This window comes from Paenibacillus apii, from assembly GCF_011043685.1.
GTDB lineage: Bacteria > Bacillota > Bacilli > Paenibacillales > Paenibacillaceae > Paenibacillus_AQ > Paenibacillus_AQ sabinae.
In genome coordinates, this window is sequence record NZ_JAAKGU010000001.1 from 853,737 (window position 1) to 871,877 (window position 18,141).

Annotated in this window: 20 protein-coding genes; 3 read left to right on the forward strand and 17 right to left on the reverse strand. The window is 54.9% G+C overall.

Going from position 1 to position 18,141, the window contains the following annotated elements; all coding sequences use genetic code 11:
• Nucleotides 1-72: 72 nt before the first annotated feature.
• The 11 genes from accC to G5B47_RS04370 form a co-directional block, all read right to left on the reverse strand.
• A complete protein-coding gene (gene accC, locus G5B47_RS04320; RefSeq protein WP_165094708.1) occupies nucleotides 73-1,416 on the reverse strand; it encodes an acetyl-CoA carboxylase biotin carboxylase subunit in 1,344 nt (447 codons plus the stop codon).
• Between the two features lie 16 nt (nucleotides 1,417-1,432).
• Complete coding sequence (accB, locus tag G5B47_RS04325; RefSeq protein WP_165094710.1) at nucleotides 1,433-1,966, reverse strand: acetyl-CoA carboxylase biotin carboxyl carrier protein; 534 nt, start codon at nucleotides 1,964-1,966, stop codon at nucleotides 1,433-1,435.
• A gap of 248 nt (nucleotides 1,967-2,214) precedes the next feature.
• Entirely contained in the window at nucleotides 2,215-3,132 is a 918-nt protein-coding gene (locus G5B47_RS04330; protein ID WP_165094712.1) for a SpoIIIAH-like family protein, read from the reverse strand.
• Between the two features lie 62 nt (nucleotides 3,133-3,194).
• A complete protein-coding gene (gene spoIIIAG, locus G5B47_RS04335; protein WP_165094715.1) occupies nucleotides 3,195-3,836 on the reverse strand; it encodes a stage III sporulation protein AG in 642 nt (213 codons plus the stop codon).
• A 41-nt stretch (nucleotides 3,837-3,877) separates the two neighbouring features.
• Nucleotides 3,878-4,636, reverse strand: coding sequence for a stage III sporulation protein AF (gene spoIIIAF, locus G5B47_RS04340; RefSeq protein WP_165094718.1), 759 nt, complete (start codon nucleotides 4,634-4,636; stop codon nucleotides 3,878-3,880).
• Nucleotides 4,637-4,657: 21 nt separating this feature from the next.
• Nucleotides 4,658-5,998 (reverse strand): stage III sporulation protein AE, encoded by a 1,341-nt coding sequence (spoIIIAE, locus tag G5B47_RS04345; protein WP_235957071.1) that lies wholly within the window; start codon nucleotides 5,996-5,998, stop codon nucleotides 4,658-4,660.
• Between the two features lie 46 nt (nucleotides 5,999-6,044).
• Complete coding sequence (spoIIIAD, locus tag G5B47_RS04350; protein WP_165094721.1) at nucleotides 6,045-6,434, reverse strand: stage III sporulation protein AD; 390 nt, start codon at nucleotides 6,432-6,434, stop codon at nucleotides 6,045-6,047.
• Nucleotides 6,435-6,441: 7 nt separating this feature from the next.
• Nucleotides 6,442-6,645, reverse strand: a complete 204-nt coding sequence (gene spoIIIAC, locus G5B47_RS04355) for a stage III sporulation protein AC (RefSeq protein WP_025335735.1) — start codon at nucleotides 6,643-6,645, stop codon at nucleotides 6,442-6,444.
• Between the two features lie 13 nt (nucleotides 6,646-6,658).
• A complete protein-coding gene (gene spoIIIAB, locus G5B47_RS04360; protein WP_165094723.1) occupies nucleotides 6,659-7,177 on the reverse strand; it encodes a stage III sporulation protein SpoIIIAB in 519 nt (172 codons plus the stop codon).
• Nucleotides 7,170-8,165 carry a stage III sporulation protein AA gene (gene spoIIIAA / locus G5B47_RS04365; protein WP_165094726.1) on the reverse strand — a complete coding sequence of 332 codons (996 nt, stop codon included), beginning with the start codon at nucleotides 8,163-8,165 and terminating at the stop codon, nucleotides 7,170-7,172. The genes spoIIIAB and spoIIIAA overlap by 8 nt, the downstream gene beginning before the upstream one ends.
• Nucleotides 8,166-8,246: 81 nt before the next feature.
• Nucleotides 8,247-8,510 (reverse strand): YqhV family protein, encoded by a 264-nt coding sequence (locus tag G5B47_RS04370; RefSeq protein ID WP_407945208.1) that lies wholly within the window; start codon nucleotides 8,508-8,510, stop codon nucleotides 8,247-8,249.
• A gap of 254 nt (nucleotides 8,511-8,764) precedes the next feature.
• Here G5B47_RS04370 and G5B47_RS04375 point away from each other — a divergent pair, with 254 nt between their 5' ends.
• Entirely contained in the window at nucleotides 8,765-9,631 is an 867-nt protein-coding gene (locus G5B47_RS04375) for a YitT family protein (protein WP_206107189.1), read from the forward strand.
• A gap of 154 nt (nucleotides 9,632-9,785) precedes the next feature.
• Here the strand turns inward: G5B47_RS04375 and G5B47_RS04380 are convergent, their stop codons facing one another.
• From G5B47_RS04380 to G5B47_RS04395, 4 genes are all read right to left on the reverse strand, one after another.
• Nucleotides 9,786-11,039: an aspartate kinase gene (locus tag G5B47_RS04380; RefSeq protein WP_165095463.1), complete on the reverse strand. Its 1,254-nt coding sequence runs from the start codon at nucleotides 11,037-11,039 to the stop codon at nucleotides 9,786-9,788.
• A gap of 401 nt (nucleotides 11,040-11,440) precedes the next feature.
• Complete coding sequence (gene efp, locus G5B47_RS04385; RefSeq protein WP_025335740.1) at nucleotides 11,441-11,998, reverse strand: elongation factor P; 558 nt, start codon at nucleotides 11,996-11,998, stop codon at nucleotides 11,441-11,443.
• Nucleotides 11,999-12,091: 93 nt separating this feature from the next.
• Nucleotides 12,092-13,165: a M24 family metallopeptidase gene (locus G5B47_RS04390; RefSeq protein WP_165095466.1), complete on the reverse strand. Its 1,074-nt coding sequence runs from the start codon at nucleotides 13,163-13,165 to the stop codon at nucleotides 12,092-12,094.
• A gap of 125 nt (nucleotides 13,166-13,290) precedes the next feature.
• Nucleotides 13,291-13,782, reverse strand: a complete 492-nt coding sequence (locus tag G5B47_RS04395; protein WP_165094729.1) for a YqhR family membrane protein — start codon at nucleotides 13,780-13,782, stop codon at nucleotides 13,291-13,293.
• Nucleotides 13,783-14,007: 225 nt separating this feature from the next.
• Between G5B47_RS04395 and G5B47_RS04400 the strand changes: the two genes are divergently transcribed.
• Both G5B47_RS04400 and G5B47_RS04405 read left to right on the forward strand, forming a co-directional pair.
• On the forward strand, nucleotides 14,008-14,943 hold the full coding sequence (locus G5B47_RS04400; RefSeq protein ID WP_165095469.1) for a DUF1385 domain-containing protein: 936 nt from the start codon (nucleotides 14,008-14,010) through the stop codon (nucleotides 14,941-14,943).
• 7 nt (nucleotides 14,944-14,950) lie between these two features.
• A complete protein-coding gene (locus G5B47_RS04405) occupies nucleotides 14,951-15,292 on the forward strand; it encodes a hypothetical protein (RefSeq protein WP_165094732.1) in 342 nt (113 codons plus the stop codon).
• Between the two features lie 35 nt (nucleotides 15,293-15,327).
• Here the strand turns inward: G5B47_RS04405 and G5B47_RS04410 are convergent, their stop codons facing one another.
• A complete protein-coding gene (locus G5B47_RS04410; RefSeq protein ID WP_165094735.1) occupies nucleotides 15,328-16,302 on the reverse strand; it encodes a patatin-like phospholipase family protein in 975 nt (324 codons plus the stop codon).
• 75 nt (nucleotides 16,303-16,377) lie between these two features.
• Nucleotides 16,378-18,039, reverse strand: a complete 1,662-nt coding sequence (locus G5B47_RS04415; RefSeq protein ID WP_165094737.1) for a family 10 glycosylhydrolase — start codon at nucleotides 18,037-18,039, stop codon at nucleotides 16,378-16,380.
• Between the last annotated feature and the right edge of the window lie 102 nt (nucleotides 18,040-18,141).

Sequence of the window (18,141 nt, forward strand, 5' to 3'; positions counted from 1 at the left end):
CTTGAAGCACGTCTCTCCATTAAACATACTATATCATTTGGCGAACTTTATGACAAACCAAACCGCCCCGTCCTAAATTTCATTTTCTTCAAGAAATTTAATATCGAAATGACCGTCCAGAAATACGGGATGCTCCAGCAGTTTTTGATGAAATGGAATGGTGGTATGTATTCCTTCAATGGCAAACTCGCCTAGAGCTCGCTTCATTTTATGAATCGCCTCCTGGCGCGTCGGAGCCCAGACGATGAGCTTGGCAATCATGGAGTCATAAAAAGGCGAAATCATTCCGCCAGGGTAAGCGGCGCTGTCCACGCGGACGCCAAGTCCGCCCGGAGGCAGGTAAAAACCGATCTTGCCCGGAGATGGCATGAAATTCTTGGCCGGATCTTCGGCGTTAATGCGGCATTCGATCGACCAGCCGTTGATGACGATATCTTCCTGGGTGAACGAAAGTGGATTTCCTTCGGCCACCGAGATCATTTCCTTGATCAGATCGACGCCCGTCACCATTTCGGTAACCGGATGCTCGACCTGGATGCGGGTATTCATTTCCATAAAATAGAACTGGCCGTCTGGCCCGAGCAAAAACTCCAGAGTTCCCGCGCCGGAATAATTCACGGCTTGCGCGGCGCGGACAGCCGCATCGCCCATGGCTTGGCGGATCTCCGGCGTCAGCACGGGGCAAGGCGCCTCCTCAACCAGCTTCTGGCGGCGGCGCTGAACGGAACAATCCCGTTCGCCGAGATGAACCACGTTGCCGTGATTGTCGGCGATAATCTGGATCTCGACATGCTTCATGCCTGTCAGATACTTCTCCAGATAGACCCCGGCGTTGCCGAATGCCTTCTGTGCTTCCTGCTGGGCTGCGGTAATCTGCTTGATCAGCGATTCCTCGTCTTCGGCAATGCGAATGCCTTTGCCTCCGCCTCCGGCCGTAGCCTTGATGATAACCGGATAGCCGATCTCTCTGCCGAGGAGAACCGCCTCCTCCACATTCTCAATTAGACCGTCGGAGCCTGGTATAACCGGAACTCCGGCATTCTTCATCGTATCTTTCGCTACCGCCTTGTCGCCCATCCGCGTGATGGCTTCAGGGGACGGTCCGATAAAGGTGATATTGCAGGAACCGCAAATCTCGGCAAAATCGGCATTCTCGGCAAGAAAACCGTAGCCGGGATGGATGGCGTCACATTCAGTCAAGGTGGCGACGCTCATAATATTCGTAAAATTCAAATAGCTGTCCTTGGAAGCGGTCGGTCCGATACAATACGCTTCATCGGCCAGCCGGACATGCAGCGAATCCCGGTCGGGCTCCGAATAGACCGCCACGGTGGAAATTCCCAATTCGCGGCAGGCGCGAATAATCCGAACGGCGATTTCCCCCCGATTGGCGATCAGCACTTTTTGTATATTCATTTCTTTCCTCCCGATTCTAAGATTCCGGTTTCACCAGGAACAGCGGCTGGCCGTACTCGACAAGCTGTCCGTTCTCGGCGAGAACGGATACAATCTCCCCGCGGACTTCCGCTTCCAGCTCGTTCATCAGCTTCATCGCTTCAATTATGCATACCGTTGTCTTCTCGGTCACCCGGTCGCCTGCGCTTACGAATGGAGGTGAGTCCGGCGAAGCCGAGGAGTAGAATGTTCCCACCATGGGAGAAACGATTTTATGTAAGTTTCCTTCTGCGGGAGCAGCCGGTGTCTCCTGCTGCGGAGCCGCTTGAACGGGAGCAGCCTGAGTGGGTGCGGCTTGACCGATAATCTGCTGAGGAACCGGCGGCTGCGGAGCTGACGTAAAGGGATAAGGATAAGGAGTAGCCGGAACCACATGCGCTTCCGCCGCTTCGGAACGGTCCGGTTTGCGGATGGCCAGCTTCATTCCTTCGCTTTCAATCTCCAGCTCGTGCACGGAAGAGGTCTGGTCCAGCAGTTTGATCAATTCCTTAATTTCGCTTAATTTGAACATTTCGATCAGTTCACTCCTTCAGCTTTCTCTCGAAGCCGCCAACTTGACGGAAAAGAAGAAACGTCATCGCCGCCTACAAAAGGACATCATCCGTTTCCCTTAATAATAGTAGGATGCCGGATTCGAGCGACGCTTATCCTCCTAATACTTCAAGATAACTTTATGTATTATATCACAAACGCAAGAAATAGAAAGAGCCCGGGAAAACCCGAGCTCTTTCGTCAATTTATGTGTTTTTCGTGTTTGACTTACTCTTCCGAAACATGCTGTACGCTCACTTTATCCTGGGATACGCTCAGCTCTTTCATGACAAGATCGATGATGGAAGCCGCCTGCTTCACGTCCAGCTTGCTGCTCAGAACGACAACTTTATAGGAGTTGCCTTCTTCCTTGACAATTGCTTCGCTATACTGCTGCTGAAGCTTTTCTTCGATTCCGGTGATCTTGGACTCCTTCTCTTCCAGCTGGTGCAACTGCTCCTGGGCGGCCGCGCTGTCCGCAGGCGATTTGTCCATATCGTTGATCTTGGCCATCAAATCCTGCTGTTCCTTCAGGTTCTTCTGATCTCGTTCATACAAATAGTTGGTGAACAGGCTGGAGGCCGACGCGCTTTGCGAGGCTACTTCGTTCAGTACGGCCGCGTCGCTCTTTGACGCGCTGCCGTCCGCCGAGGTGCTATCCTTGCCATTGTCCGCCGAGGCGCTGTCTTTGCCATTGTCCGCCGAGGCGCTGTCCGGTTTGGCGGATTCAGCCGGCGCTGAATCGGAAGTCTGATCCTTGGCGCCTTCCGAAGAAGAGTCTGCGGCGGATTTGCCGTTATCCGTTCCCGCCGCCGGCGAGTTCGTATCGTCTGCCTCCGAGCTTGCGGCGGCATTCGGATCAGCCGCAGTGTTAGGATCGGCGGCAACCCCAGTATCGGCGGCAGCCCCAGGATCTGCTGACGAATCCGTGTTTTGCGAAGTCACTTCGCTGACTTCCGCGCCGCTGTCGGCCGTCGATGGAAGGGCGTCGCCGGACGAATTCTTGACGGAATCCACCTGAATCGTTCCCGCTGTCTCCTTGGGCGATGAAACGCCCGAGTCTTCCGTGAACAAATAATACGCAGAGAGCACCACCATCAAGCTGAGCATGGATACCAACCAGATTGTTTGTCTTTTGCCGTTCATTGCTTTTCCTCCTTTTTGCTGTTCCTTCGGATTCGGCGTTTAGGCCGCTGCGCTAAGAAGAGCTATTCCTGTTTGCGCGGCACGACGGAAATGCGGTAGCTTGGCACGTTCAGCGCTTTTTGCACCGCCTGCTCGATCAGTCCCCTCACCACCTTGTTCTCGGCTCCTTTGGCAACAATGACGACGCCGCGGACCTGAGGCTTGATTCGTTTGGTAATAATCGGCGTCTCGTCTCCGGATTGACTGTAAGTGACGATCTCGCCGTCTCTGGTGTACGTGGTTGTGTGGCGCTTGCCGCCGTTCGCATCGGTCTCATCGCTGAGCTGCTGGGAATCGTTCACGTTCCGCTGGACAACGACCTCCTCGGTGGAATCGACGGTTACCATAATGTCCACTGTGCCGACTCCAACGATTTGCTCCAGAATTCCCTTCATGCGGTTCTCCATCTCCCGTTCGATGCCGTCAAACGAGCTGGCGCTTCCATCTGCCGTTTCCTGCATCGCCGCCTGCGAGCTCTGGTTCTGGGGCGGCTCTCTACTCGTATTCTCGCTGTCGAGCTTCTTCACATTGACAAAGGAATTGAACAGCATGATCGCTACGCCCAGCAAACCCAGAATAATCAACCACCGGAACGTATGGTTCCGCTTCGGGTTCTCGGCTCCGCCTCCGATCAACTGTTCCAGCTTCTTCAGCCAGTTGCCCACTTCGTAACTCCTCCCTCACGTTAAATCCGATTCGGCGGCGGCTACAGCTTCTCGCCGCTGCCGCTCAGCACGGTAATCTTCTCGGGGTCCAGACTCCAGTTCTTCTGGAGCATCGTCGTTACCGCTTTGGCATCGGTACCGCCCGAGCTCCCGTCTTCACCCGGCGCGGCTCCCGCCGGAACTGCCGCCGCGGAGCTCTCTCCAGTCTCCATCAGACCGCTCTTCCCTTCGCCGAGCTCAACCTTGATATCCTCCACAGGCTGAACCGTGATCGGAACACTCCCGCCGCTGCCGTGACCCCCTGGGACTGCGCTCGGCGATGCGACTCCATCTGCGGGAAGCTTGACGACCACCCCGGTGATTACCGGCACGGCATTGACTCCGGCTCCCTTCGCAAGGGCGAGTGTTACGGTCACATTCGCTCCTCGTTTTCCCGTCTCACCGGCAATCTGCTCCCGCATCTGTCCGGCGATCTGCTGCGCCGCGAGCTTCAGGCTCTGATCCCTCCCGCCTGCGGCCAGCTTCTGCCCTTCGGCCAGTATACGCGCAAGCTCGGCGTCTTCCGCCTTGCTCTGCCCGGGCGCCCCGCCGTCCGACTGGCTGAAGGCCAGACTGAGCTCGGACGCCGCATCGCCTTTCAGCAGCGAGACGATGGGGCTCAGAATCGTAAGCAGGACCAACAGGCTGAGCACGAGCCTCGCATAGCGCTCCATCGATTTGCCCGGCAGCAGCAGCTCGACGAAGGACGCCAGCAGCACGATCATTATAATTTCCCGCAGCCAATCCCCAAGCCAGCTCATGGTTCTCCCCCTTGTGAAGCTTCATCTCATCATGACCGTAACGTTGCCGGCGGTCAGAAGAATGGTTACGGCCAGAAAAAACATGAGCGATACGGCCGCCAGCGCCGCAAATACATAAATCATGCTCTTTCCGATCGTCTGCAGGCAGGAGACGATCGGCGTGTCGCCCAGCGGCTGCATTACGGCTCCGGCCACATTGTAAATGAGGGCCAGCACGAGGATTTTGATTGCCGGAAACGCGCACAGGAACAGGATGATAATGACGCCGGACAGCCCGATGGCGTTCTTCACCAGCAGCGAAGCCGAGATAACGGTATCGGTGGCATCCGCGAACAATTTGCCGATAACGGGTACGAAATTACCGGTAACGTATTTGGCTGCCCGGAGCGTGACTCCGTCCGTAACCGAACTTGTGATGCCCCTGACGGAGATCACGCCCAGAAAGACGGTAAGCAGAACGCCCAGCACTCCCGTGCCGATATTCCGCAGAAGATTCGCAAGCTGGGTCAGCTTGTATTTGTCCGAGATGGAACTGACCAGATGCAGCACCGCCGAGAAGAACAACAGCGGGAACACCATGGTGTGAATCAGCGTGCCGACCGTATGAATCATGAACACGATCAGGGGATGGGTCACCGAGACTGTCACTACATTGCCCATGGACGCGAGCAGCGCGAACAGAAGAGGGATCATCGCCATCATGAAGTCGATCATCCGGTCGATAGCGTCCTTGGCATAGCCGATGGCGATGTTAAAGCTGTTAACCGCAATTACCATCACCACCATGAAGCATAGAGCGTAGGCCACCTTGCTGACCGCCTTGCGCTCAAACGCGGTCTGGAGCGTCTCCAGAATCATGCTCAGCACGCTGATCATGACAATTGTGACAAGCAGCTTGCCGTTGTAGAGCACTTCATGCCACATGTACGACAGGAGGCCGGACAGCACATTTTTCAAGCTTAACCCCTGACCCCCGGGAAGCAGCATATCCATGAGCGAGGGAGTGGCACCGTCCGGAAAAAAACCGCCGTAATCCTTCATCAGCTGATTCCAGTATTTCTCGACTCCATCTTTGGGCAAGTTATCGACCTGGCTCTTTACCCATTGATCCACCGGCGTTTCGCTCTGACCGGTCTGCGCCCCGCCGGGTGGTTTCGTGGCCGCGCCTTGCCCCTCTGTGGCCGTATCGGCGTAACCCGCGGCACTGCCGGCTTGGCCGACATAAGCGCCCGATTGGTCTGCAGGCGTTCCGGCTTCAATTGCCGAAAAAGCGGCCGCTCGGCTCCATCCGATGAACACGAGACAGACAATCAGCAGCGCGACTTTTAGTTTGGGCGGTCGGAAAATGCCGCGCTTGTTCATTGTCTTTTCTCCTTTCTTTTGGCGGATGGGCCTTACCCGGAACTCCTTATGCCGGCAGCAGCTTCATAACCGTCTCAATAATGATGCCGATGATCGGCACAGCCAGCGTCATGATCAGCACTTTTCCGGCCAGCTCGATTTTGGAGGCAATGGATTCCTGACCCGCGTCGCGTACGATCTGAGCCCCGAATTCCGCGATGTAGGCGATTCCGATAATTTTGAATACCGTCTTCAGGTACACGGTCTCCATCCCCGATGACTCCGCAAGCCTCTGCAGCGTGGAGATTACTCCGCCGATTTTGCCGATCAGAAACAGGAAGATGAGGATTCCCGTTGCGGCCGCCAGCAAGAAGGCGAACATCGGCTTTTGTTCTTTCAGCACCAGAATGAGTACGGTCGACATCAGCCCGATTCCAACGATTTGAATGATATCCATGGCGCGCCTATTGAAAAAGAAAGATCGTCTTGATTTCCTGCAGCAGTCCGTCCAGCATCCGAATGACCATGAACAGCACGACGACGAAGCCGATAACGGTCACCCAATGAGCAATATCTTCTTTGCCCATCTGCTTGAGGACGGTATGAATCATGGCGATAATGATGCCGATGCCGGCAATTTGAAAGATCGCGTTGACTTCAATGTTCATTTCTGGCACCTCGCTAAAAGATCAAAATGACGATGAGCGCCCCCAGCAGAAGTCCCAGACTTTTGCTTACCTTTTCGTACTTGGCCTGGTCTTCGCGGGCCGATATTTCCTCCTGCTTCAACTGCTGTAGCGCCAGAGCGATATGATTCGTCTGATGGCTTCGGTCGCTGGTGCCGAGAGTGCAGCTGAGCTGCCGGAGAACCTCCTGCTCCGGGATTTTCATCGCGGTCGCCCTCCAGTGCGTTTCCATCGCCCGGTCCAGCGCTTCCTGCGCGGTCAGGTTTTGCGGCGGGATCATTCCTTCAGCCGCCGTGCCGAGCAGTCCCCGCAGCGGCTCCCTCGTCTGTACGGCGATTCGCTTGAGCGCCTCTGGCAGCGGCGTATAGCCATACATGATCTCGGTCTCCAGCCGCTGAAGCGCTGCGATCAGGCCGCGGATCTGGCGAGGCCGGTCCGCATATTGGCGGGCCCTGCGGAAGCCGGCCAGCGTGGCCGCGAGCAGGATCATCACGGCTCCCAGAAGCTTAAGCATGGCATTCGCCTCCTTTGCGTTCTCCCGGAGATGCCGGAAGCGGGCGTTTGCGGCCGTCCAGCACCCGGAAGGTCAGCTCGCCTGCAGCCCGGCGGAGGATGACGTACCTTTCGAACACGCCCAGTTCGATGATCCGGCCGAGTCCGGGCCTTAGTGCCAGCTCGGACACCTCGCGGCCGTGAGCTGCCGCCAGAACTGTAATTCCGGCATGCAGCGCCTCGGTCAGCGCCTCGGCGTCCTCCGGCCGGCCGATCTCGTCTGCGATCAGCACATCCGGCGAAAGGGAGCGGATCATCATCATCATGCCCTCGGCCTTGGGACAGCCGTCCAGCACATCGGTGCGCGGTCCGATATCAAAGGAAGGGACCCCTTTGCGGCTTCCGGCGATTTCGGAACGCTCGTCCACAATCCCTACCTTGAGGCCGGGGCGACGCCAGGAATCTCCCGCACTCCCGGCGGAAATCTGCCGGGCAAGATCGCGAAGCAGCGTCGTCTTGCCGTGCTGGGGCGGTGACAGGATCAGCGTATGCATGACCCGGCGGCGGCTGTCGTCCAGCAGGAGCGGCAAAATCCGGTCGGCGACGCCAGGAATCTCGCGCGCAATCCGGACGTTGAATCCGCCGATATCCCGCAGATGGCCCACGCTGCCGCTGCTCAGCACCGTCCGCCCGGCCAGTCCGATGCGGTGTCCCCCCGGGATGGTGATGAACCCCTTGCGAAGCTCTTCCTCCATTGTATAGAGCGAATGATTGCTGATCAGGTCAAGCATCCGGTGGCTGTCCTCCCGATTCGGCTTGTACGCTTCTTCCGGCTCCAGCGTCAGCCTGCCGGCTTCGTCCACAAAGTGGTATTTCCCCCCATAATTGATTTCCAGCGGCCGCCCTTCCCTGATACGGATTTCTTCCACCGTCTCAAGCAGCGGGAGCGGGAGCCGGGAAAGCGCGGCTTTCACTTTTTCAGGAAATATTTGGAGCCAGTCCGTAGCCATAAGCCGTACCCCCAAGTCGTTTCTATGGAATGCTTTATTCCATATTTATGCTTGTACGTTTGCAATATGACTACCAATCTATCATTTCTTCAAAATACCGATTAAGAGACACGATACGCCGGCAGCCACCCAGCACAGCTTGCTCGGAGAGAGATTCTGCGCCATGCCCGTAAGGCCGATGGCCGTTGTCAGAACAAGCACGGTCGGACCGACCAGCGCCAGCGCCGAATTGACCGCCAATGCCTTGTCCACCTGATTCAGCCTGAGCATAATCAGCGCGGCGGTAATCTCAGCACTGCCAGACAGCAAGCGCAGAATAGCCATCCAGCTAACATACTTGTCCACCTTTGTCCAACTCCTTCCGCCCGGATCGCCCCAATTCAGTCTTTCGAAACGGCCGCTTCCCGGCTGTTGTTCATAGATATGCGGGATTGTCCCGCTTTAGACAACAAGAATTTAGGATAAAACCAGATTCGATAATCCACTATATAGATAAGAAAGAAGACATTTTAAAAAAACTGATAGAAAATTATTATCGGTATGATATAATATTTTTAACGAAATAATAAAACAGTCACGCCACAGAAAGGAATGCTTTCATGCACACCCGTCATCCTGAAATGTCTATCCGATTCGAAAGTCTAACCAAAACAGCCAGAGAAGTCGCCACAGTCGTTATATCTGCCCTTCTGGTCGCCGTCGGTCTCAAGCTCTTCCTTATCCCTCACCAGCTGCTTAGTGGAGGCGTAGCCGGAGCGGCGTCCGTCATCGGTTACTTGACCGATCCCAAGTATATTTCGTTAATCTACTTCGGCATCAATCTTCCTATTCTGCTCTGGGGGTTCGTTGCCGTTGGAAAAAAATATATTTTCCTCAGTATGCTATGCGTCGCCTGCACGACATGGTTTCTGACGATTATTCCTCAGATGAAAGTAACCCAGGATCCGATTCTGGCCAGTATTTTCGGCGGGGTCATTATTGCGGGGGGCATCGGGTTCTCCCTTCGGGCGGGCGGCTCGTCGGGCGGGTTTGATATTCTGGGGTCAATCATTACGCGTAAAAGGGACGTTCCGATGGGGACGGTTCTGTTCATTATGGACGGATTGGTCCTGCTGACCCTCGGCTTTATGAAAAGCTGGGATTCTGCGCTCTATGCCATGCTGTGTACGTTTGTAAAAAGCCGGGTGGTCGATATGATCCATATCCGGCATGTCAAATTAACCTGTTTCATTGTGACTAAACGGAAGGAAGAGATGCTGGAGCGGCTGAACCGGCTTCCCCACGGGGTGACCGTTGTCAACGCGGAGGGGGGTTACAGCCACGAAGGGAACACAATGCTAATGACAGTCACCACGCGTTACGAGATTTCGGAGCTTCGCAAAGCCGTTATCTCCGTCGATCCAAGCGCCTTCGTGAACGTGCTGGAAACGGTGGAAATTCTGGGGAGGTTCAAACGGCTGGCCTAACCGGCCGCTTCGGCAGAATGAACCCGTTAATAGCTCATCGCAAAAAAAGGGACTGCTTCCAAAACCATGCCAGGCTTTGGAGCAGTCCCTTCATCTTTGTTAAGTATTAGACGCGGAAAATCGTTCCGCTTTAAGAGATTAGATTATAGCCGGATTAGCGGCGTTCCTGAGGACCGCCTACAAATACTTGCTGGTCGGTATCCAGCCCGTACGCCGTATGCAGCGCCTGGATGATCTCCGTAAGCTTGCCGGATTCCACGACGCAGGAAACCTTGATTTCGGAGGTGCTGACCATTTTGATGCTGACTCCAAGACTCGAAATCACATCGAACATCTGTGCCGCCACGCCCGGGTGGCTGACCATGCCGGCGCCGACGATGGAGATTTTGACCAGATTATCTTCCGAGGTTACCTCGCGGTACGGCAGTTCTTCGCGGATCTGACGGATGACCTCTTTAGCCCGTTCCATTTCGTCAAGCGAGACGGTGAAGGAGAAATCCGCTTCCCCATTCAGTACGCCGCTCTGTACGATGATATCTACGTTAATGCCCACATCAGCCAGCTTGCTGAACACCCGGGCCAGAACGCCGGGAACGTCAGCCACTCCCGAAATGCTGATGCGTGCTACATTTTTGTCATATGCGATGCCGCTAACGGCCACTCCCTGCTCCATGCTTGCTTCCTCCTTCACTACAGTGCCTTCATTATAATTAAAGCTCGACCGCACAACCAGCTTCACCTGGTACCGTTTGGCGTATTCCACCGCGCGCGGATGCAGCACGGCGGCGCCCAGATTGGCGAGCTCCAGCATTTCGTCGTAAGAGATCTCCGTAAGCTTGCGCGCGTTCTTCACGATGCGCGGGTCGGTGGAGTAAACCCCGTCGACATCCGTATAAATTTCGCAGACATCGGCTTTGATGGCCGCAGCCAGAGCAACCGCCGTCGTATCGGAACCGCCGCGTCCAAGCGTTGTGATCTCGCCGCCATTGGTCATCCCCTGAAAACCGGCGACGATGACAATCTTGTTCTTCTCCAGCGCTTCCAACACCCGGCCGGGGACAATCTCATTAATCCGCGCCCGTCCGTGCGTCTCGTCCGTGCGGAAGCCGGCCTGCCAGCCGGTATAGGATACGGCGTCGCGTCCAATGCCGCTCAGGGCGATGGACAGCAGCGCAATGGAGATTTGCTCTCCCGTCGTCATCAGCATATCCATTTCGCGCGCCGGCAGTTGGCTGCTAAGCTGCTTGGCCTGGTCGATCAGTTCGTCGGTGGTATCCCCCATGGCGGATACGACCACGACGCAGCGGTGGCCTTCGTCCTGCTTGTCAGCGATGCGTTTGGCGACCCGCTTCATACGCTCGATATCTCCGACGGAGCTGCCTCCGAATTTCATGACATAAAGTGACAAAGCATCATTCACTCCCAATTTCAATTTCTGCTACCCCTTGAAACATACGGTTTCCCGCTTTAAACCAGTATAATACGAAAGTAACCGATTGCGTTAGTTATTTTGCAAAAAAACGTCATACTTTATTTCCAAAAAACAGCCCCCTCGAATCTCATCCGATTCTCACGGGACTGTCTTTGTTGCCAGCCTTGATCTCTCGCCTGCTCCGGCTTATCCGGCCTTTGTCAGGCAGCCATCTTGCGGCAAGCCTCCACGCAGGCGAAGGAAGCTTCTTCGATCGCAGCGCTTGCAATGCCTGGCTTCATGCTGTCTTATGTATATCCGGTCTGTTCTCTTCCTGAAATACCAAAGCCTCCCTGCACTGCGCTGCGGGAGGCCCGGATCACATTCAAGCTGAAGAACTAAGCGCGGGAAATATACTTGCCTTCGCGAGTGTCGATCAGGAGAACGTCGTTCTCGTCAATGAAGAGCGGCACCTGAACGGTCAGTCCGGTCTCAAGCTTGGCCGATTTGGTTGCGCCCTGAGCGGTGTTGCCTTTAACGCTCGGCTCGGATTCCACGACCTTAAGCTCCACGCTGGTCGGGAGGTTGATGCCGAGAAGCTCGCCCTGGTAGCTGACAATGTTCACCGTCATGTTCTCCTTGAGGAAGTTCAATTCCCATTCGAGCTGATCGGCTTCAAGGCTGAACTGGTCATAGGTTTGGTTGTCCATGAACACATGCTCGGAGCCGCTGGCATACAGATATTGCACGGCGCGGTTCTCGATGATGGCACGGCCGATCGTTTCGCCGGCACGGAACGTACGCTCAACGGTGTTGCCGTTGCGCAGGTTCTTCAGCTTGGAGCGGACGAACGCCGCGCCTTTACCCGGTTTAACATGCTGGAAGTCCAGCACCGTGAAAATATCGCCGTCCACCTCAACGGTCAGGCCTGTCTTAAAATCGTTAACGGAAATCACTAATAAACCCCTCCTGAATTCATAAATAACTTGTTCTTATTAGAACAATTAAACTCTTAAGGTCGCAGCCTGCGCAGGCGGCATAACCGAAGTTTACAATACTGTGTAGTCTTTGGATGAATGGGTCAATCGCTCGACGCCGTTCTCCGTGACGACTACATCATCCTCAATGCGGACGCCCCCAAGTCCCGGAACGTAAATGCCCGGCTCCACGGTGACGACCATTCCCGGCTGCAGCACATCATCGCTGAGCTTGGACAGGCGCGGCCACTCATGCACTTCCATGCCGAGGCCATGGCCAAGACTGTGTCCGAACTGCTCGCCGTATCCGTAACGGGTAATGATATCCCGAGACAACGCGTCGCATTCCTTGCCGGTCATACCCGGCTTGATATGCTCCAGCGCGTACAGCTGAGCCTCCAGCACGATGTCGTAAATTTCCGTCAGCCTCGGATCGGGGCTGCCCAGTGCGATCGTCCGTGTAATATCGGAGCAATAGCCGTCCAGCAGTGCGCCGAAATCGAACGTTACGAATTCATTGGTCTGAATTACCTTCTCACTCGCAACGCCATGCGGCATCGCGGACCGCTCTCCCGAAGCCACGATCGTATCGAAGGACGATGAGGTCGCCCCGCGGCTTCGCATGTAGAACTCCATTTCCAGATCGACGTCCCGCTCGGTCATGCCCGGCTTGATAACGTTCAGAATGTGCCGGAACGTGTCGTCCGCAAGATCCGCTGCTCTTCTCATTACGGCCAGCTCGTCTTCATCCTTGATCATGCGGAGCTTCTCAACGGCCTGGGATACCGGAACGAGTTCGGCCGCCGTCTTCAGCGCTTCAGCGTAAGAGGCATAGGAGCCGTAAGCGACATGATCCTGCTCGAATCCGAGACGAACCTGCCCGCCATTCGGCAGCAGTTCGCTCACCGTATCGATAAATTTCGGACCATGCTGTACGACCTTAAGCCCTTTACTCTGTTCCGACGCCTGAGTCATATAGCGAAAATCGGTCAGCAAATAGCTTTCGTCGCCCGTAATCAGCACATAGCCGGATGAACCGGTAAAACCGCTCAAATAGCGGCGGTTGATGCCGCTCGTGATCAATATCGCGTCCAGACCTTGATCCTGCACTACCTTCCGCAGTTTGGAGACTCGGTTGTTGCCCATCATCATTCTCCTCTCGAAAATAGCCACATTGTATTGTAACATAGGGCCATGCCGCCTGAGAAGTTTTTTTGATGGATAAGAATGCCTTTTTCGCGCCGGATTCAGGCTAAATGTTTACCGGATTGTCAAGCCAATCCTGCGCTGCTCTCCCGTTTTCGTTCATCCGTGTATTCGGTCGCGGCCGTATAGCCGATGAACAACCCCCACAACAGGTACAGGCAGAACTCACTGATGACCGAATCCCAGGGAAGCCGGAAAGGCGGCTGCATCAGAAAGAGCCAGGAGCCTGCAAGAAAGAGAACGGACCACCAAAGAATGCCGTAGAGCATCCCCGCCCATGGTCCTTTTATTTTGCGGAATAATAGAACATACACGATGGAACAGAGAACCGAGAAGCCGATGAACAGCAAATAGCCCGCCAGCTGCCCGGCGCCCGTCACCAGAAATTTATGCTGAAAAAAAGGCTCTCCCAAATACCCGGGAATCACTTTCGTAAACCGGAACACAGAAAGCAGCCACTGAATTCCGCCCCAAATCAAGCCTGCAAAAAAACCCGTCTCAATCGCAAAAAACAGCGGATTCGTCTTCGGCCGCCGCTGACTCACCGTATTGCCCATTTTCGCCTCATTCCCCGCTTTCTGCTATAGTACAGGCCCCGACCTACGGCGGCGATCCTGCATATTGGCTAGTATGTACAGGAAAGATTGATCCAAGTAGAAATGTAAACAAAAATTAGTTACAATAAAGAATATAAAGAACATCACACTATTTTTTACGGGAAGGTGAATTGGTTGTCCCAGGAAACTCCGAGTTACGGCGGTCAGGCCGTCATCGAAGGCGTTATGTTCGGCGGCAAGCATGTCAATGTGACAGCCGTACGGCGGAAGAATCAAGAGATTACTTTTTTGGAGGTGCCGAGAAGCGAGAAGAGCTGGGTGAAGAAACTGCGCAAGATCCCGCTGCTCCGGGGCCTTGTCAGTATTATAGATGCCAGCGCCAAGGGCTCCAAGCATTTGAATTATTCCGCCGAGGCTTATGCGGAAGACGAAACTGAGCCCGAGGAACTCGCCAAGCAGAAGGGGAAGGAAGAAGGCTGGAGCCTGGGCATGATTCTGGGCGTAGCAGTTATGGGTATTTTGTCCTTCGTTTTCGGGAAGGTTATTTTCACCCTCGTTCCTGTATTTGTTGAAGATATTTTGTTCCGCAATGCATTTGACAATTATATTCTGCACAACCTTATTGAAGGAGCCATCAAGCTCGTGCTGCTGCTGGTCTACCTCTGGGCCATTTCCCAGACTCCTGTGATCAAAAGACTGTTTCAGTATCACGGCGCGGAGCACAAGGTTATCAGCGCATTCGAAGCCGGCGACGAATTGACGGTCGAGAACGTTCAGAAGCACAGCCGGCTGCATTACCGCTGCGGCAGCAGCTTTATGATGCTGACGATTGTGCTGGGCGTCATTATTTACTCCATTGTGCCTTGGCATACTCTGGTGGAACGAATCGTGCAGCGGCTGATCCTGCTTCCGCTTGTCATCGGCGTATCCTTTGAAGTGCTGAAGGGCACCAACGCCGTACGAGAACTTCCGGTGCTGCGCTTTCTGGGTTATCCCGGTCTCTGGCTGCAGCTGCTCACAACGAAGGAACCAAATAACGATCAAGTGGAAGTGTCGATCGCTTCCTTCAACCGCATGCGCGAACTGGATGCGGCCATCGAAGCGAATGGATATCAGCAATCTAATGTAACCGGAGGCATATTGGACCCTGCGAAAGGATGAGTGGCCTATGAAACGGCATGCTTTGATTTTTTGGAGCGCGATACTGCTAGCGGTTTTCGGTCTCGTATCGGGTTTGGCGGCAGAGGGCCTCTACTCGCTTAGAGGCTTTGTCATTCCCGTCCTTCTGTTCCTTGTCTTGTACCTGCTCTACAAGTTCCCGCCCCGCCGGTATGCCGCAAGCGGCCGCCGGTCCAGAATCAAGGTAAAGCCTTCCCAGAAGACCATGGCGAAGGTTGCGGGCATGAGAAAGAGCCAGCCGCCGGCCGGCAAACGCAAAACCTATCCGTTTCGTGTCATTGAAGGCAGCAAAGGAAAGAACGGCGAAGAACAGCTGCCCAAGTATCATTAAAGCTTTAACGCATGGTTTGGCGTCCTCACATTCCCTTAGGAGTGCGAGGACGCCTTTTTATTTACAACGAGCTGCTTATACGGCTGCCCTGGACGCCATTTCTTGAAAAACTCCGTCCCCGCCCGGTAACCGGAATCGTATAGCGCATTGCTTTCTTCAGGAGTCAGCTCGAATTGAACCGTGCCAATGCCTAACGTGGGAATTTTGACGGTGCGGACGGACTTTTCCTGCTCGATATACCGCTCGTCATGCGCAGACAGCATTGTGCCGACAAGCGCCTGAAGCATGCTGAACGGTCCGGTGATCCGGTGAGCCTGCGGCTCAGTACGTCCGACCATCTGGTAGCCGACAACCGGTACGCTTGCCGCTACCAGCGCTCCCTTCTCTTTTTCATCAAACAGCCACATCGGGAAGTTGCTCAATAGCCCCCCATCCACCATGTAGACGAACTGATCGGCAAAAGCTTTGCCCGCCGCCGCTTTACCGTTTCTGCGCAGCATCACAGGGTCGAAAAAGTACGGAATACTGCAGCTCATGCGCACCGCCTTGGCCACCTCGAAATATTCGGGGTTGATTCCATATTCTTCGAGCCCGTCAGGCAGGACTACAAGGCGCCCGTCCGTAATGTCTGAAGTGATAATCGACAGCTTGCCGGGAGGAAGATCCCGGAAGGAGACAATTCCCTTTTGCCGCAAAACGCCGCTTATCCAGGATTCCAGCGCTTCTCCGGAGTAAAGCCCTTTTTTCAGCAGGACCCGCAGGGCCGGGCCGATCAGCTTCGTATTGAAGACAGGCGACCTTTTCAAAAAAGAGCGGAAGGAGGTTGCCCGGATAATCCGGCTCATTTCCCCTCCGCTGTAACCGGCTGCCAGCAGCGAGGCGACAATGGAGCCAGAAGAGGTTCCAGCGACCCTTCCGAAAGTAATGCCTGCCTCCTCCGACGCCTGAACCGCTCCCGCAAGCGAAATCCCTTTGACGCCGCCTCCTTCGAACACCGCATTAATCTCCATATACGGCAATCCCCCGTTCCCATAGGCTTATACTGCTTATCTATGAGCACGGGGGATATTTCATGCCTTAAGGCGTCACGGTTTAAAATAAAACGTCAACAGGCTGCTCAAATCAGCCGGATTCCGTACAACGATGTCGCTGGCCCGGAAGAGAATGCTTCCCTGTACGGCTTCGTATTTCTCATTATATTTTAACTGATTAATGATTTGCTCTCCGCTCTGCCATTCGGCACTCTGGTGTAAGTCACCCACCTTGTAAGCCGCCTGGCCGATATACAGCTTCACATCCGTATTCCGCACCTCATTCACCCACCAGTCCACCAGCTTATCGTATCTCGCCTTCTCAAAGGACAAGCTCCAATAGATTTGCGGGGCGACATAGTCGATCCAGCCCTGCCGGATCCAGGTCCGCACATCGGCGTACATGTCGTCGTAAGCAGACACGCCGGCCGAAGTATCCGAGCCTGTAGCATCCTTATTTATATTACGCCAGACGCCAAACGGGCTGATTCCGTACGAAACCGCGGGCTTAATCGCATGGATCTGATTCCCCAGCTCGTGAACGAAGTCATTGATGTTCTCCCGCCGCCAGTCGGCTTTGCTGACGATGGCTTTGGGATTATACGTCTGAAACGCGCTGTCATCATCAAAAGCGGAGGACGGGTAGAAGTAATCGTCCAGATGAACGCCATCGATGTCGTAGCCTCTTACGACCTCCAGCACTGTGTCGATAATGCTCTGTCTGGCCTCGGGGATTCCCGGGTTGATATACAGCTTGCTGTCCGCCTTAACGATCCAATCCGGATGCAATTTGGCGACGTGATTGGCCGCAAGCGCTGCTGTTCCGGAATCCGTCGTCGCCCGAAACGGATTGAACCAGGCATGGAACTGCATTCCGCGGTCATGCGCCGCGTCCACCATATACTTAAGCGGGTCATATCCCGGGTCCTTTCCCTGGGTGCCGGTCAGCACCTTCGACCAGGGAACAATCGAGGACGGATACAGGCTGTCTCCGCTTGGACGCACCTGCACGAATACGGCGTTGAAGCCGATCGCCTTCAGCTTGTCGAGCAGGCTGCCGAAGTCTTTTTTCTGCTGGTCGATCTTCCCGTAGGAAGACGCCGAAGGCCAATCCAGGTTAAAAACGGTGGAGATCCATGCCCCTTTCATCGCCTTGCCCCCGGCGCCAGGAATGGCAGGAACCGATGGCACAGTCGGCGCCGGTATGGTTGGAACCGCAGGTACCGGCACAGTGGGTACCGTCGGATTCACCGGATCTCTCACCTGCGGAGGCTCCGCTCCCGTATACAGCGAAATTTGCTTCGCCGCGTGATTCCAGACGACCTGAAGCCCAAGCTGCTCCGCCACGAACCGGATCGGCACCATAATCCGGCCCTGCCGGATTACGACCGCGTTGTCCAGTAAGACGGATGAGCCGTTGACCAAAGCCGTTTTTTTGCCGCTCGTGAGCTTCAGCTCAATGCCGTCTTTGGCGATTGTGACGTTGCGGGTGCTTTGATTCCACTGCACCTGCGCGCCAAGCCCCTTGCTGATTACCCCCAGCGGAACCATGGTGACATACTTGGCCGTAATATAAGGCGGCACGTCGCTGGCAACTGTCATTCCGTCTAGTTCCAGTGTGATGGCTGCTGAAGCCGCACGGGCGGCGCCGGTTGACAGCAGCGGCAGGAGCAGCAGCAACAATAGCATCCCAGTGAACCATTTTTTCAGTTTCATAATTCCTCCCCCAAAATTGCAGTCCTGCATTATACTACAAGTTTGGACGAGAATAACCGGAAAAGGTTGCGAATAAACAAAAGAAACGGATGACCGCCCCAC